Annotated in this window: 15 protein-coding genes; 4 read left to right on the top strand and 11 right to left on the bottom strand. The window is 35.1% G+C overall.

Features of this window, described 5'->3' with window-relative positions; all coding sequences use genetic code 11:
- The first annotated feature begins 98 nt into the window (after positions 1-98).
- On the top strand, positions 99-869 hold the full coding sequence (locus tag ASJ80_RS15270) for a V4R domain-containing protein (RefSeq protein WP_069583961.1): 771 nt from the start codon (positions 99-101) through the stop codon (positions 867-869).
- Between the two features lie 10 nt (positions 870-879).
- On the opposite strand, the gene ASJ80_RS15265 is transcribed toward ASJ80_RS15270, so the two are convergent.
- From ASJ80_RS15265 to ASJ80_RS15245, 5 genes are all read right to left on the bottom strand, one after another.
- Positions 880-2,490, bottom strand: coding sequence for a metallophosphoesterase (locus ASJ80_RS15265; RefSeq protein ID WP_069583960.1), 1,611 nt, complete (start codon positions 2,488-2,490; stop codon positions 880-882).
- Between the two features lie 222 nt (positions 2,491-2,712).
- On the bottom strand, positions 2,713-3,399 hold the full coding sequence (locus tag ASJ80_RS15260) for an HAD family hydrolase (protein WP_069583959.1): 687 nt from the start codon (positions 3,397-3,399) through the stop codon (positions 2,713-2,715).
- Between the two features lie 363 nt (positions 3,400-3,762).
- The gene (locus ASJ80_RS15255) at positions 3,763-3,987 is read right to left on the bottom strand and encodes a rubredoxin (protein ID WP_069583958.1); all 225 of its coding nucleotides are present in this window, start codon (positions 3,985-3,987) and stop codon (positions 3,763-3,765) included.
- A gap of 354 nt (positions 3,988-4,341) precedes the next feature.
- Positions 4,342-4,761, bottom strand: coding sequence for a ferritin-like domain-containing protein (locus tag ASJ80_RS15250; RefSeq protein WP_176720255.1), 420 nt, complete (start codon positions 4,759-4,761; stop codon positions 4,342-4,344).
- Positions 4,762-4,785: 24 nt separating this feature from the next.
- Positions 4,786-6,009, bottom strand: coding sequence for an FprA family A-type flavoprotein (locus ASJ80_RS15245; RefSeq protein ID WP_069583956.1), 1,224 nt, complete (start codon positions 6,007-6,009; stop codon positions 4,786-4,788).
- 165 nt (positions 6,010-6,174) lie between these two features.
- Between ASJ80_RS15245 and ASJ80_RS15240 the strand changes: the two genes are divergently transcribed.
- A complete protein-coding gene (locus ASJ80_RS15240; RefSeq protein ID WP_069583955.1) occupies positions 6,175-6,975 on the top strand; it encodes a V4R domain-containing protein in 801 nt (266 codons plus the stop codon).
- A gap of 17 nt (positions 6,976-6,992) precedes the next feature.
- Here the strand turns inward: ASJ80_RS15240 and cobI are convergent, their stop codons facing one another.
- Positions 6,993-7,694, bottom strand: coding sequence for a precorrin-2 C(20)-methyltransferase (gene cobI, locus ASJ80_RS15235; protein ID WP_069583954.1), 702 nt, complete (start codon positions 7,692-7,694; stop codon positions 6,993-6,995).
- Positions 7,695-7,967: 273 nt separating this feature from the next.
- Here cobI and ASJ80_RS15230 point away from each other — a divergent pair, with 273 nt between their 5' ends.
- Positions 7,968-9,746 (top strand): helicase C-terminal domain-containing protein, encoded by a 1,779-nt coding sequence (locus ASJ80_RS15230; protein WP_069583982.1) that lies wholly within the window; start codon positions 7,968-7,970, stop codon positions 9,744-9,746.
- Between the two features lie 39 nt (positions 9,747-9,785).
- Here ASJ80_RS15230 and ASJ80_RS15225 read toward each other — a convergent pair whose 3' ends face one another.
- Both ASJ80_RS15225 and ASJ80_RS15220 read right to left on the bottom strand, forming a co-directional pair.
- Positions 9,786-11,006 (bottom strand): LVIVD repeat-containing protein, encoded by a 1,221-nt coding sequence (locus tag ASJ80_RS15225; protein WP_141705184.1) that lies wholly within the window; start codon positions 11,004-11,006, stop codon positions 9,786-9,788.
- A 23-nt stretch (positions 11,007-11,029) separates the two neighbouring features.
- Positions 11,030-11,497, bottom strand: coding sequence for a YbhB/YbcL family Raf kinase inhibitor-like protein (locus tag ASJ80_RS15220; RefSeq protein WP_069583953.1), 468 nt, complete (start codon positions 11,495-11,497; stop codon positions 11,030-11,032).
- Positions 11,498-12,131: 634 nt separating this feature from the next.
- On the opposite strand from ASJ80_RS15220, the gene ASJ80_RS15215 reads away from it, so the two are divergent.
- Positions 12,132-12,464, top strand: coding sequence for a hypothetical protein (locus ASJ80_RS15215; RefSeq protein WP_069583952.1), 333 nt, complete (start codon positions 12,132-12,134; stop codon positions 12,462-12,464).
- Positions 12,465-12,638: 174 nt separating this feature from the next.
- Here ASJ80_RS15215 and ASJ80_RS15210 read toward each other — a convergent pair whose 3' ends face one another.
- The 3 genes from ASJ80_RS15210 to ASJ80_RS15200 form a co-directional block, all read right to left on the bottom strand.
- Positions 12,639-14,150, bottom strand: coding sequence for an FAD-dependent oxidoreductase (locus ASJ80_RS15210; protein WP_069583951.1), 1,512 nt, complete (start codon positions 14,148-14,150; stop codon positions 12,639-12,641).
- A 270-nt stretch (positions 14,151-14,420) separates the two neighbouring features.
- Positions 14,421-14,813, bottom strand: a complete 393-nt coding sequence (locus ASJ80_RS15205) for a Rieske (2Fe-2S) protein (protein WP_069583950.1) — start codon at positions 14,811-14,813, stop codon at positions 14,421-14,423.
- Between the two features lie 251 nt (positions 14,814-15,064).
- On the bottom strand, positions 15,065-15,778 hold the full coding sequence (locus tag ASJ80_RS15200) for a DUF4013 domain-containing protein (protein ID WP_069583949.1): 714 nt from the start codon (positions 15,776-15,778) through the stop codon (positions 15,065-15,067).
- Positions 15,779-15,937: the final 159 nt, after the last annotated feature.

Below are 15,937 nucleotides of genomic sequence, written 5' to 3'. Positions count from 1 at the left end.
CAAAAAATATGATTATCAAAAAAGTTAATATTTAAACATATCATTTTATCTATGACTAACGTAGAACTAGATATAAACCTTAAAGAGAGGCTATCTTTATGAAAGACACGAATCAAAAAAAATCCCACGATACCCAAATCGGATTATTTGCAACATCAAAGGGTATACGGGCCATAGATAGCCCCGTAAAGTCTAAAATATTATCAATGCTTAGAAAAGGAGAGTTAAGCTTTGATCAGATAGTAACTTCATCTGGAAAGGCCAAATCAACGGTATCAGTACACCTCAAAAAACTGGTAGATGATGGAATAATCGGTTCAAAGCCTGATCCTCAAGATGCACGTAAAAAGATATTTTTTATAAAATCAGAATATATCGGCGAATTGGCACGAGATAAAAAACAGGAAGACAATTTAGAGAGTTACGTCTCCAGCTATGTTTTAAGCGACGGAGATCCATTCGAATTTTTCAGATTAATGTTTAAGACTATACGTGTAGGCCTAATAAACCAGGGCATTAACATTGACCCCATACTTCACGATGCAGGAATCAAAGTAGGAAAAGCACTATATGAAAGAGTAGCTGACCCTGAAATGAGCAAATTCCTCGGAAATATCGCCCAGTTCTGGGAAACCCACTATCTAGGTAATGTTGAAGTTAAAAATCTTGAACCATTGATAATTAACGTCAGTGAATGCTATGAATGCAGGCATTTACCTTATCTTGGAAGACCTGCATGTGCATTCGATGCAGGAATATTAGAATCTCTTTTTTCGTCTTATTATAACGATAAACGAGCTGTTACTGAAACAAAATGCTATGCTATGGGCGATAAATACTGCTGCTTTGTTATAGACAAAAATAAATAATCAATAAAGACTATTTCAAATTTGTAAGCACCTCAGAACCTAATTTTTTAATATCTCCACTTTGAGAATATTGATAAAGACCAGCATATGCTGGAACTGAATCTTCACTTTTTGGAGGTATAATAACAGCAAATGTCATGGTACACTCATTCTTATCTATCCATGTACCTGAATTTATATAGACATTCTTTTCCTGTTTTTCATTGAAAGATGTTATGACACGTGCCTCATGGGAATGTCCAAATACAACAATTCGCTTATCAGAATCAGGGTTATTAAAGTACTGGACAGCTGATTGATCATCAAGATGACTGGCTAAATCTCCTTTCAAAACTGCCTCTGCTGTAGGTATTTTAACAGGGACTAAATTATTAGTTTGCCTTTCATCCCAACCTTCAATAACTCCATTATGTAATTTAACATCAATATAACCATTATCTGGGTCTTGATATGGTAATACATCACTTATGGAATAAAAACCAGTAAATCCATCTATATTTGTGTTTATGACATTTTCATCGAGCCCTTCTTTTACAGGGAAATCCGTAATAAGGTCTTTCCAGACATTCCAGTAGAGGAAATAAAGATATTGAACTTCTCCAAGTTCATTTTTACTAACAACTGGTAATGGATCATCTCTTTTAGGGCGGCCCTGAATAACTGAACTTGTTGCCATTCTTGTAAAGATATATCCTGGAGGCAGTATGGAATCTGTTTTGGTTATAGATCTGTTTGAAAAATCAGGTGCGCAATAGAAATTATATCTATGTCCATGTTCAATGACTATTTCTGGGAAATCTACAGGAGTATATGCTCCCAAACCTTTAACATCACGGGCTTCATGTATTCCTGGCATTATACTTTGAATATCTTCGGAATTTATCAATAAATCATGATTTCCAGGTACGTATGTTACTTTTATTTTACCATCTGTTATTATGCAATTAAAAGCATCTATTACAGGTTTGTTGTTAACAGCCACCGCTTTTACAAAGTCCCTCTGTGTTTTTCCATTAAATGTATCCATATTCATTGGAATAAACCATTCATCTATGAAATCGCCGGCTATAACCAGTTCTTTGACATTTGGTGAAGTTCTAACTTGATCTAAGAACTTAACCAGGGCCTCTCTGTTTCTGTTAATTTCAGCATAGCTGTCATTTGCACCCATATGGAGATCACTTATACATAATATCAACGTTCTTTGATTATTTAGATCCGAAATACCCTTTGAATCCAGATTAAATGAGTAATCTACAGCAAAGTAATTTGTAAATTCTTCTTCTAAAGATGTCCCACTTACAGACTTTAGTTCATCAGTTATGTGAAGTTTATATTCCTCACCTTCCGTAAAGTCTGCATTATCAGATTTACTGATACAAAGAACAGGAGGTGAATTTTCATCAGAACTTATTACAATATCTTCTTCTATTTCTTTCCCATTAGATTCAACTTTATAAAGTTTTATTCCATCTGAAACGGTATTCATATCTAAATTCTCGCTGAATACTATATTTAATTTTCCTGTAGGATCAATGATAGATGGATCTTCTACTTTATCTGATAAAGGAATGTTTATTTTTACATTTAGCACTGGTTTAACTATTTCTTTAGAATTCAAAGGACTAACCTCCTAAGTTAAGGTGTAAACCCAAGCACACTATTTTATTAATTAAATTAATTTTATAGACAAATATAAATTCTCAAGCTTCCATTTAAACATTTCCTTTTATACATCTAAAAAAAAATAAGCTTAGAATTTATTTAACAAATAGATTATAAAACTGTTAAAAAAATAGCATTTAATAAAATGCTTTAAAAATTAAAAGGGTCGATTATTATATCATTCATAAAGAATTTCCAGGATTTTATCCCTGTTTTTAAAGTTTTCTACAACGTAATCTGCCCCGCAATCTTTTAATTCTTTAACACTGTACATTCCAGTAGCTACTGCTATAGTCTTAAGGTTATACGCTTTAGCTGCCTCTACATCACGAGGAGTATCTCCCACAACAAATATTTTATCACCATTAAATCCAAGCTGGTTTTTTGCAATGCTTAGAGCCTTTTTAACCATTAAAGAACGGTCCGCATTGTCACTTCCAAAGCCTCCAAATGAAAAGTAACCATTTAAACCTGCTCTTCCAAGTTTAGCGTAAGCTATAGGTTCTAAATTCCCTGTTACTAACCCTAAAAGTACATTTTTGCGTTGAAGCTCATCTAGAAGTTCTATAGTCCCATCAAATACATGTATATTCTCATACTGCACATTTTTCAGGTAATAATCCGTCATGAAATCCAAACAGCTCTGGAAATCTTTCTGAATTTCATCTGTAGTTAAGCCTCCTAATGCTAATATTTCACGCAAAATTAATTTATCACTTTTACCCGCGGCGTTTACACTGTGCACATACTCTTCCATACCGTAAAACTTCTTAACTCCTTCTATATAAGCCTGATAATGACATTTGGCTCCCTGAACCAATGTACCGTCAATATCAAATAACATTAAAACATTATTTTGAACCATTGTTATCCCCTATAATTCTTTAACTTCCGAGATGAATTATGATTTTCAACTTAATATAGTCAACTAACATTTTATTCATCTTTTAAATGTAATTGTTTAAAGCCCCTTTTTGATAATTAACCAGATACTACTAAAAATATAGGATATTAAAAGCAAATCCGACCAAAGGAAATTTGCTGATTTATATAATCCGACAAGTTTTGTTTGAAAATAATTAATAAGATTTTATCATATTAAAAAAAGATGAAAAATTTTAGTTAAAAATAGTTAATCATAAGAAAATCTAAAAATTTCTAAATTAGTTTATAATATTACCTAAATCATGTTTTAAAACTCATCCATATATTATACCCCTGCTTTTAATTAGTGAGCAAAAACATGATTTGCCATAGATAAAATCCTGCTTCTTTCAGGATAACATGTGTCTTCATTTTTCAGTAAATAAAAATAATCTTTTTCTATACCGCATATAGGGCAGACCCAGTTTGAAGGAAGATTTTTTAAATCAGTTCCTGCTTTAATTCCATTTTCAGGGTCTCCATTATTTGGATCACAAATATAATTACATACATCACATTTGTAAACCATTTTGTCACCTGTTTGGAGAAAGGAGGGAATAAGACAGAGGCGGTAATCTCATTTGTTATTCTCCCCATAAATTTGAAATTGTGTAAGGAGAGACAGGAACAAGGAACGGAGGCGGTATTGTCCTCATTAATATCTCTCCATAACTTTAATTAGGTGATAAAGATTAAGTCAAGACAATATACTCTCAACTTAATCTTTCAATGAATTAAGCAGAGGAGAGAACTCAGATGAAGGTTGGTAGGTTAATATCATTTAATGTCTCTCCATAAAGTTAATTCAAGTGGGAGAGATAGGTGATCTTTAAGAGTCTCTCCCAAATCTTGGCATGAGGGAATTGATGATAAAGCACATAGTTTATTTAAAATATCTTTCTAAAATTCCCTCTAACATTTTAGCGTGACGTCCTTCATCCCTTGAGCTTTCATCAAAGAAATCATGTGCAGGATCTATATCACACTCTTTAGCTTTTTTAGCTGCGGCTTTCTTTTCATTGTTAGCCATTGTTTCCCCATTTAACATCATTTCAATGTTTTCTTTAAGTGATGACTTAATAATTCCTCCAAGTTCTGCAAAATGAGAAGCATGGTTAGCTTCATCCAGTGCAATTCTTGTTAAGACTTCGCCTACTTCTGGAAGACCGTCTCTTTGTGCCTGGCGGGCCATAGCGAGGTACATTCCTACTTCCTGGCATTCCCCGTTAAAATTGGCCTGAACTGCTTCTTCTATATCTGTGTTTTTACAAATTCCAATTTCGTGTTCGTTTATTATTTCCATTTTAATCTCCTCTATTTCGATTTATTAAAGCCCTTTTATCTCCTGAGCAAGTTTTTTACCTGTCTGGAAGCATTTTTCCAGTTCGTCTGCATCAGGTACATAGTACACTTCATATTGATCTTTTACATCGAATCCGCAGTTTTTAAGCTCTTCAGCTAATTTTTCAGGTGCTCCACCTTCACCACCCATTGATCCAAATGTCACAGCAAGGCGTTCTCTACCTGTTCTGTTGAACTTAAGACCGCGGAGGTAAAATATTAAATCTCCTACACTTGGGAACGGTTCATCATAAATTGTTGGGGCTCCCAGAGCTATCGCTTTACTGTCGAGAATATCTTTCACAATTTCGCTCCTTTCATCTTCGTGGAGGTAATATACTTTTACATCTACTCCTTCACTCATAACCCCATTTGCCATAGCGTGGGCCATTTGCTGGGTTGAATAGTGCATGGTGTCGTATATAATAGTTATTTTGTCTTCGCACTTTCCAGTGGCCCAGTCGCTGTATGCACCTATTACTTTCATTGGATCTGTCCATATCTGCCCGTGTGCAGGGGCTATCATTTTGATTTGTTCCAGAAGACCTAAATCTGTGACTTCCTGGAATTTTTTAAGTACCAGTTTTGATATTGGAGTTATTAAATTGGCATAAAACTTTTTAGTAGCATCCATAAGCACGTAATCTGGTATTTCATTATCGTAAAGCTGTGGGAAGCATAAGTGCTGTCCGAATGCGTCGTTAGGGAACAAAATACCTTCTTCTGCATACAGTGTAAACATGCTGTCAGGCCAGTGTAATAAAAATGCATCTAAGAAAGCAAGAGTCTTTCCTCCTAAGTCTAGAGCATCGCCAGTTCCTACTGTGACGAAATTAACATCTGAAACACCAGGGAAGTGTTTTTTAAGCCCTTCAACTGCAATTTCAGTACAGTAAACAGGTGCTTCCGGGAATTTTTTATGCAGGTCTGTTAAGACTCCACTGTGATCTTTTTCAACGTGGTTCTGCACTATCACATCAACTTTAAATTCTCTACCTTCTTTCTTGCAAGCGTCTTCAACACGTGCTATTAACTCAGGGAATGTTCCAGGGTAAGAATTATCTATTAAAGCTGCTTTATCTTCCCCAAAGACCATGTAAGCATTATAACTGGTCCCATCAAGTGTGTAACCATGATATGTTCTTAAATCCCAGTCTAATACTCCAACCCAGTATACTCCTTCCTTAATTTTTATTGACTCTGCTTTCATATTTTTGTCCTCCGTTTTAATATTATAGTTTGGTTTTATTCTGACTGTATGGTACTATGCGAACTAATTCTATATAAGTTTTTCTGTTTGGTTTTTCCCGAACGTATTGATATACCCGAACTAGTTATATATAATGAAAATCATATTCACTAAATGTGATTGGTAATGGCTAAAAAAAATCAGAAGAAACAGAAAAACACGGGCGTGAAACTATTCTCAACTGAAGAGGGAATAAATGTCATTAAAAGCCCTATGAAAGCTCAAATATTATCTCTACTTGAGAAAAGTGAAATGAGTTTTGACCGCATTGTAGAGCACACAGGTAAATCCAAATCAACAGTTTCAGAACATCTTCAAGCCCTGGTAGATGACGGAATAATTGATTACAGGCCAGATCCAGAAGACCGCCGGAGAAAAATATTTTATATTAAATCACGCCACCTAGGAGATGTATCTTCTATAAAAGAGCTTGAAGAAGGTGCAGAACATTACTTTGCAGGAGTTTCCGATTACAAGGATCCCTTTGAATTCTTCAGATTAATGTTTCGAACCATCAGGGTTGCCCTATTAAAAGAAGGCATAAATATAGATCCTTTACTGCACCAAGCAGGTATAAAAGTTGGGGAAACAGTTTATAATGATTTAAAATCGGCAGATACAGAAGAATTCGTTAAAAATATTGCAGAATTTTGGGAAAGAAATAAATTAGGGCGGGTTAAAATTGAAAGTACGGAACCCATAGTTATAAATGCCTACGACTGCTTTGAATGTGAAGATTTACCCCAGATTGGAAGATCTGCGTGTGCATTTGATTCAGGAATACTGGAAGCGATTTTTTCAAAACACTTCGGCCATGAAGTTAACGCTGATGAAGTCAAATGCTACGCTAAAGGCGATGACTACTGCTGTTTTGTAATAAAAGAAAAGGAACTTGGAAATCCCCATTATAAAAGTTTGACATCGTAAAATAGTGAAATCATACACTACTTCTTATTTTTAAATTTAACAATAGTGGTTGATAAATACTTCTTATCCTCTACAAAACCATCGAATATCTTCTCATCATTCATGCTGCAGTTTTGAACCGATATTATTTCTTTATCCCTTTTATCCTGATTTATAATATCTTCAAGCATATCAGAATGTCTTGATGTTTTCATTATAACAAATGTATCTCCACATGCCATAATCTGGGATAATCTTTCGTCTACCTTTGGTACTATAACCATGATTTCATCTTTTTCTGCAAGCTGCATTTTTGCACTTGCTGCGCACCCCGTAAACGATGTGATACCTGGAATCACCATGGTTTCAAAGTCCATGCCTTCAATTATCTTGAATACGTAAGAGAAAGTACTGTAAACAGAAGGGTCCCCTAATGTTATAAATGCAACATCCAGTCCCTCATTCAATTTCTCAATTATAACCTGTGCGGCATCGGCCCAGTACTTTTGAAGCTCTTTTTTATTTTCAATCATTGGAAAAAGAGGTTCTAAAGTTTCATACTCACTTTTGCGGTCATTTAAAACTGGATCTATAATTGATAATGCCACACTTGGCTTTGATTTTGAAGATTTAGGCGCGCATATTACATCAACTTCATTCAGTGTCTTTACCGCCTTAACTGTTAAAAGATCAGGGTCTCCAGGCCCTACACCTATGCCTATAAATTTGCCTTTTTTCATATTAAGCCTCGTGATAAATTAATGTTATTCTACGTGTTTTCAATTTTATTTCAGTTTCTTAAGATAAAAACTGTTTATAGTTAGTTATTTTACTTTTTAGTAATAAAGACTGGGTTTTCTTTATAATACTAATAGGCCTCGAAAATCTGCCAAAATCGAAGATTTTGACGCAAACAAAACAAAGCTTTGTCAGCTTTGATTTTCAGGCCCCGAAAATTCTTTGAATTTTCGAGCGGTTTATCTATTTATAGCATTACCCAAATATAAATGATTATGGATAATGGCTTTTTTTGCAGTGAATGTAAGATGATAAAACAGCGATGCATTTGCTCTACAAAGAAATTAAAGGAAAATAAATCAACAGGAATTCCAAGAGATCACATGGCTAATCTTAAACTGGAAAATCCCGGTGTAAAAAATAGAATATTAAATAATTTTCCATTTGAAGAACCAAGGGAAGGGCAGCTGGAGATAATATCAAAAATTGATAGTGCAATCGAGGAAGGATACAAATATATAATCCTTGAAGCAGGGACTGGAACTGGAAAATCAGCGATAGCAACCACACTTGCAAGGATGTATGAACCATCTTATATCCTCACCATGACAAAACAGCTCCAAAGTCAGTACGCGAATGAATTCAGCTATCCTCTAGTTAAAGGAAGAGGCAATTTTTCATGCAAATCTGGAGATTTAGAGATAAGCTGTGATAATGGAATGTGCCAGACAACCCCCAGATCACAGAAATTTTCCTGTGACTTTGGTGTAACCAAAACTGAAGGTGATGAAGCTCATTTTGCATTTGAAGATGCAGGCGGATTTCCATACTACTTCAAATCCATGGACAAATGCAGCTACTGGCAGCAGAAAGCAGATGCCGCAAACAGCGACATAACCCTGATGAATTATGATTATGCACTCCTTGAGCTCAACTATGTAAGGCATTTCCCCAAAAGGAATTTCATGGTGCTTGATGAAGCCCACAACATCGAAGATAAACTCATGCGCAGGTTAGAGGTTAATTTACTGAATCAAAGTCTTGAAAAGGATATTAAAAAAACAATACCTCCTCAAATGCTGAATTTTGAAGACCCCGAAGAGTGGATACTTTTCGTTGAAATTCTCCATGATGCCTACAAAGAAATCAATACTAAAAAACTTCCCAAAAATAAGGGCGATAGGATAGTCAGTACCCGTTTTAGACTGCGCGAACTCTTAACTAATCTAGAAGAACACGCTGAAAACTGGGTTGTAGATCCTACTCCTGGTGGAGTGTCCTTTAAACCATTGAAAATTGATTTATATGCACAGAATATGCTGTTTAAACATGCAGATATTTGCCTTTTTATGAGTGCAACTATCCTGGATCACCGTTTATTCTGCAAATGGCTCGGAATTGACTATAAAGAGGCCTATCCCCTTAAAATCAAAAGTAATTTTCCAGCATCAGGACGGCCGGTTTATATAAAACCCGTCGGGAACATGTCCCAGAGATCAATTAAATTCACAGCACCTAAAACACTTCCAATCCTTAAAAAGATTATGGATCATCACAAACATGAAAAAGGGTTGATTCACACACATAATTATAAATGTCAGAAATATATAATGGCTAATCTAAAAGATCCACGGTTAATGGGTCACACTTACATAAATAGAGAAATGAAACTGCAGCAGTTCGAAAAAACAGATAAAGCAATGGTACTTGTAAGCCCATCAATGAGTGAAGGTGTAGACCTTCCCTACGAAAAATGTCAGTTTCAGGTGATTTATAAAATACCATTCCCTTATCTTGGAGATAAACAGGTAAACAGCAGGAAGAAACATGACCCCAAATGGTATGCTTATAAGACCATTATGACTCTTATTCAAGCTTATGGGCGAGGAATGAGAGCAGAAGATGATTTCTGTGCAACTTATATTTTAGACAGGAATATTAAAATGCTGTTTAACAATCCACTTTATAAGGCACTTGTCCCACGATCATTTAAAGAAGCTATTGCCCTGGAGGAAGAATGGCTAATTACTGACAATTTTGAGGAAGAATACTAGCTAAACCTTTACCAATCCATTCTTTACATTTTAGATAACTTATTTTTCATATTTTAAAATCCATAACCCCTGATTTTTATCTGTAATATAAATAAAGCCCCGCCTGTCAACCAGTACATCTTCAGTTTGTGTGACCAGTTCCCCCTCAGGCATTGGACCATAACGTTTTCTTGGCTCAGGAGGCATAAAATATCCAACCTCAACTGGCAAACGTGGATCTTTGACATTATAGACCCTCAAACCAGCATTGAAATGGGCAATATAAAATAATTTACCCTGTTTTTGCACATCCTTGTTGTGCTGCAATATATTAATGTTATGCGGGCCTGACCACCCTCCTTTTTGGAAAAAATCGCGGTATAGTGCATTTGCAGGTGGAATTGGTTCAGGAAACAATGACAGCAACATCGGATTTGATAAGTCTGAAATATCCACAATTGATGCATGGTGTAACGGCCCTTTACCATATGACGTATCCTCCGAATTAACATATGCAAGCCCTTTTTCAGGTAAAGGAAGCACACTGTGTATGCCGAACTGCGAGTGGAATGGTGGACTAAAACTCAAACGGCTTACTTCCACAGGTTTAGATACGTCACTGATATCAAGTATAATCATGCCCTCCGATCCATAAGGTAAGTATGCCCGGTTATCCACTACATATGGGGGGCCGTGTAATGATATATAAGGCTTATGTGGCTTTTCTCCACTCGCTGTATGCTGTCCCGGCACCCACCACCTTCCATCTTCGACTGGTTGAGCGGGATCATTGATATTAATGATCACATAAATGTTTCCATTATATCCTGGCATTCCTGCCGCTAAATGTACATAATTACCTCCCGAATAAAAATTCCGATGGGTACCAGTTCCTCCGGTGCGAAATTGCCCTAATTTTCTTGGATTAACAGGATCACTGATATCCCATATGAGTACACCTTCATCAAAGGGCTCATTAGGATTTCCTCCAAAGTTCGGAAATATCTTCTCCAGTGCAGTGATCATTATGTTATCTGATACTTCCATTTGAAGAGTAAAAGTATTTTCTGGACCTGAAATGAACTTAACCAATTTAGGCTCTGTTGGATCTGTAACATCTATAATACTCCATCCAGAATGCCAGAAATGCCCAGTATAAAGATACCACCGCCCATCATGTTCCCCTATTGACATTTTAAAGGCGGGTCTCTCATCTAGATCACTGTATCCAACAGCTTGGACATTAGTTGCCACAAATCCTTGAGGAAGTTCTTCATTCATTTTATCCCATTTAATAAACACATTTACAACTCGTAAATTCCAACGAGGCGAGCCTGTACAGTGACATGGTCAGCGATAGCATCTAACAGCTGTTCACGAGTTAATCCCGGTTTTAAGTTAAGAACCGTGTCAAGAGCATATAACCAGAAGTAATAATGATGGGGTCCGTGTCCTGGAGGCGGAGCTGGACCTCCCCACCCCTGTTCCCCATATCCCGTGGTGCCTTCTGTGAAGGCCTTTTTTCCTTCACCTTCACCAATACCTGCGATATCTGCAGGTATACCATATACAACCCAATGGGTAAATCCATAAGGAAGTGGAGCATCTGGATCATGGCAAATTAATGCAAATTCTTTTGTGTCTGGTGGAGCACCGCTCCAGTCTACTGGAGGAGAAATATTATCCCCATCATATACATAACGTTCTGGAATACGCTCCAGGGAACCAAAAGCAGGACTTCTAATGTGGAGATCTCCTAAATTCAATGCCATAACAAACCTCCTTTAAAAATATTTCAATTTTAAATATTCCAAGTTGAGAAAATATTTCTGGTTTGTATTATGTAATTGATTTTTAATATGATCTGTTATAATCCAAATCCATAATCCACGCCCCTATGTCCTGATAAAAAATAATTGAAAGCTTTAATATATTATAAATGATGATAACATCCAAAATTATCAAATAGATACACATATCAAACTAGTATTAAATATACTGTTTATTTTCAAGTATAAATTGATAAAAAGCCGTTGCAATTAAGTTGTAATTTAAAAACTATTTTATAATGAACTTATCTTCAGAGGCAAAAAAGGATTTCAGGTAAATTGGTAAAACAACGTAATCGTTTTTAAAGTTAATTTGTAATCAACTGTTTTTTAGCTTTGTAAAAATTCTGAAATTTGTGGAATATCTGTTAGATTTAATATAATCCATATATCCAAATAAAAAAAAATTTAATTTTTTCTAGAGTCTTCTACAGGCCGTTTTTATTAAACATTACTGTAAATACATATTGACAATTAAATCACCTTTAACAGTTGGATATTTACCCATTTCCATAACAAAAATAGTTTTTATCAAAGTTTATCTGTTACAAAAACCAATTATGAACTGGTGATTTTAATGTTAGAAACAGTCAGTGATGAAACGGTGATAGATAGAATTTCAGGTTCTATATGTCGACAAGTAAAAATGGAAGATGCAGAAATTAGCAAAGAAGAATACTCCCATTTAAGCAGTAAAATGGCGAAATACATAGATATTAATTTCACTTCTAATTTTGAATATGAAATAAACTACGAGATCCCTAAAAATATCATGAAAATAGGCATTGCCAAATATATGAACCCAGAATTACCTGAAGAAAAGCTTATTGAAGAGGAAAAATTACTTAGAGAAAGATTAAACGACTTTAAAACAGCTTATAATCAGTTTAAAGAGGAATTTAAGAAATAGATTTTTCTAGATATTTATTTTAAAAGTTTTATGCCTTAACTGGGTATTGTTTATTTTGTAAATTGTCAATTAAACCTATCGCGCATCTGAACTGCTTTTCAGGGTTATATAAAATTAAGAACAGGAATTAAAAAACACTGCTTAAAATGAAAAATTCTTTTAAATTAACTTAATTTATCTATTTTCCGGATATTTTTTAAGGTCTACCAATGCCGGGCCATGTATAACCCGCCCATAGTAATTATAACGGGACCCGTGACATGGGCAGTCCCATGTTTTTTCTGCGGTGTTCCAAACTAGAGTGCATCCCCTATGGTTACAAACTGCCTGTAAACGATGCATATGCCCTTTTTCATCGAGATATATCGAAAATTTCTCTTTCCCTTTGCCCATCACACGAGCCTCATCCCTGGATAAATCAAGGACTCCACTGTTTGATGGCCATAGTATTTCATTTTTCTGGAACTTCCTGGAGATTTCTAATTTTTCATCATCAGAAGATACAACTGGTTTTGAATTTTTAAATCGTAATGGATCAAATAACTCTACTAAATGATTTTCTTTGCCAGTTATAAGATCTGTAATTAAGTAAGCCGCAGTCGTAGCGTGAGTCATTCCCCAACCTCCAAAAGCAGTTGCAACATAAACTCCAGGCTTAGAAGTTTCTCCAATAATAGGCAGTCCGTCAGGAGCGGCATTATCCTGATTAGACCAGTGATATTCAATCGATTCAATTTCCCAATTATCCTCCGCATATTCTTCTAACCGATTATAACACTTTCTGGTATCAATAGGAGTCCCAACAATTTGGTGTTCACCTGCAATCATAATCATTTTACCTCTATCAGTTGGAATTGATCGATATGTGTGAAACGGGTTGAGACACACGTACATCCCATCAGGTAATGTTTTTCTAGCATAATATGCCATTATATATGACCTTGTTATTTTTAACTGAGTGTAAAGATTATCTGGATCATATATCGGGAAATGAGTGGCCATTACAACATTATCTGCTTTAATGGAGCCGTTATTAGTTTCAATTTCATAAGGAGTCCCTTCTTTTATCTTAAGAACTCTTGTATTTTCAAATATGTAACTTCCTTCGCCTGCTATTTCTTTTGACAGCCCAAGAAGATATTTACGTGGATGAAATTCTGCCTGGTTTTGGTAGACTACGCCTGCTTTTGCATTGGGCGCGAAAGAAATATTTTCAACATATGATACTGGAAGTCCAAGCTCATGCGCTACTTCTGCTTCAGATTTATATATACCTCCCTCCTCTTCAGCTTCCGTGTAAATATAACAAGGAGTCCTGTGGAAATCACAATCTATACCATATTTAGATACTAAATTAGAAACAGATTCTACAGCTTTTAAATTAGCTTCAGCAAACATTTGGGTCTTTTCTTTGCCTAAATTATCCAGCATCGTGCTGTAAAAAAATGCGTGTGCACTGATCTTTGCAGTAGTGGTGGCAGTTATATCTTCCACTATACGCCTCGCTTCAATTACTGCAACTGATTTACCTGCCTCTTTAAGCATTATTGCAGTTGTAAGGCCCGCTATACCCCCGCCAAGTACAGCGACATCTATTTTAAGTCCATTTTCCAGTTTGGAAAAATTAGTCTCAGGAGTACTATCTATCCAGAAGCTTTTTGCTTTTCCAGGTATTCCATCTGACATTCTATCTCCTTCTTTTTAAATAAAACTGAATTTACGCCTTAAAAAAATGATAAATTAAAATTTATAAGCTAATAATGCCATATTGGTAGATTTAAAGTGTTTTATGTTTCATTATAAACTTAATGGAGTCTCTGCAAAATGAAAGATACTGAATGTTGACGTATAACTTTATATTAAGATTAACATGACTTATCAGACTTGTCATTTTCGATATTTTAGATAATTACTGATTTAAAGCCCTTAACATCTAAAACTATCTAAATTGAGTGTTCAGTGAATATTAACCAGTATATTCTCACCCTCAATTTTTACCTGGAAGGTAGGTAGATCATAAGTTTTTACAGGTGCAATAATTTTTTCCAGACGTTCTGAATATTTCTTGAGTGCCGGAACTTTTTCCTCTCCAGGAATTGATGTAAGGACGGGCTCTTTAATATTCTTTCCAGTGGTAACGTCAAATTGAGACGCATGCAATGGACATATGACAGTAGTCCCCTGCAGTCTACCCATGGAAAGCCTCGCATTCATATGGCCACACCTGTCGCTTACAGCATAAATTTTTCCCTCAACATTTACTAAAAGAATTTCAGTATCCCCTTCCTCAACATGTTTCATGCTTCCTTCAGGTACTTCATCCATTTTAGCAACTTCAACAAAACTAATTCTATCACCTCTAAAGCCTATTTTAAAAATAACAACTGATTAAAGGTATATTCAATAAAAAAATGAAATTATAATAGTTTATATGCTATTTAGTTATTTATAAACTCAAATTATTCTTTATCACGCGGTTAAAGAGTAATTTGTACTATTTTCATATGTAAATAAACCAGAAGTAGTAATAATTATTGATTGATTAACATTTAATAATTTCGCAGACAAAAATAAAAAAATATTTTGGGATTATTTTGTACTTAACCTGCTTCAGTGCCCTTATTTTCCTCAACTTCAAAGTTGCCTTCAACTTCTCCGTCACCTTTTGCCATAAGGTTCCCTTTACGGCATATAAGCCCAATATATCTGCCTTGGTACATAACCAGATAAACTTGAACTAATAAAGAAATAAGTATACCTGCAGCCCATCCTAATCCAAAGGAAATGTGCATGAATGTGCCTAAATTGGATATTATGCCCAATATAAACCCAATTATAGCAAATACGATGATATATAAGGCATATTTTGGCCACCCCATTTTTCCAATTAACTCAAATATTTTACTGAAATCAAATGCCGCCTCAAATCTATCTTCATGGACCATATTACCTAAAGCCATAATGTATACTAAATCAAATGGTAAAACAAATATCAGCCCAACAACGCTTACCAGTAGCAGGCTAATTTGGGAATCTCCAGCATAAATTGAGGCTAGCATTCCCTTGAATAGTACAAATGTCAAGATATTAGGAACTATAAGGTAGATTGCAGTCGCTACTAAATATTTTATACCATCCACGAACATATTCCCCCATTCACCAAGCGGCGGAAGTTCATTAGAACCATTGATGGTGTGCTCTATTATTCTAAAGATATATCCTAAAGCCAGGATTATAGGAATAATAAGAATACTGCCTAAAAAAAGAAGAAGTAATCCTACTGCTCTCCCTACGTTAGAAAAAGGAAATTTCAACGAATCTAAAACTATTTCTTGAAGATCTATTTTTGAACCCCCTACTACTCATTACTTGGTTTTAAATGTATATTTTAAGCATATAAGTATTACCATGTTCCAAATTGTGGAGTAAAATTAAAGGGATAATGAAAAAAATTTGAAATTAGAATTTGTTGG

This window comes from Methanobacterium bryantii (genome assembly GCF_002287175.1).
GTDB classification, from domain to species: domain Archaea; phylum Methanobacteriota; class Methanobacteria; order Methanobacteriales; family Methanobacteriaceae; genus Methanobacterium_D; species Methanobacterium_D bryantii.
The sequence above is the reverse complement of the archived record's forward strand: the minus strand, read 5'-3'. Positions and strand labels throughout refer to the sequence as shown.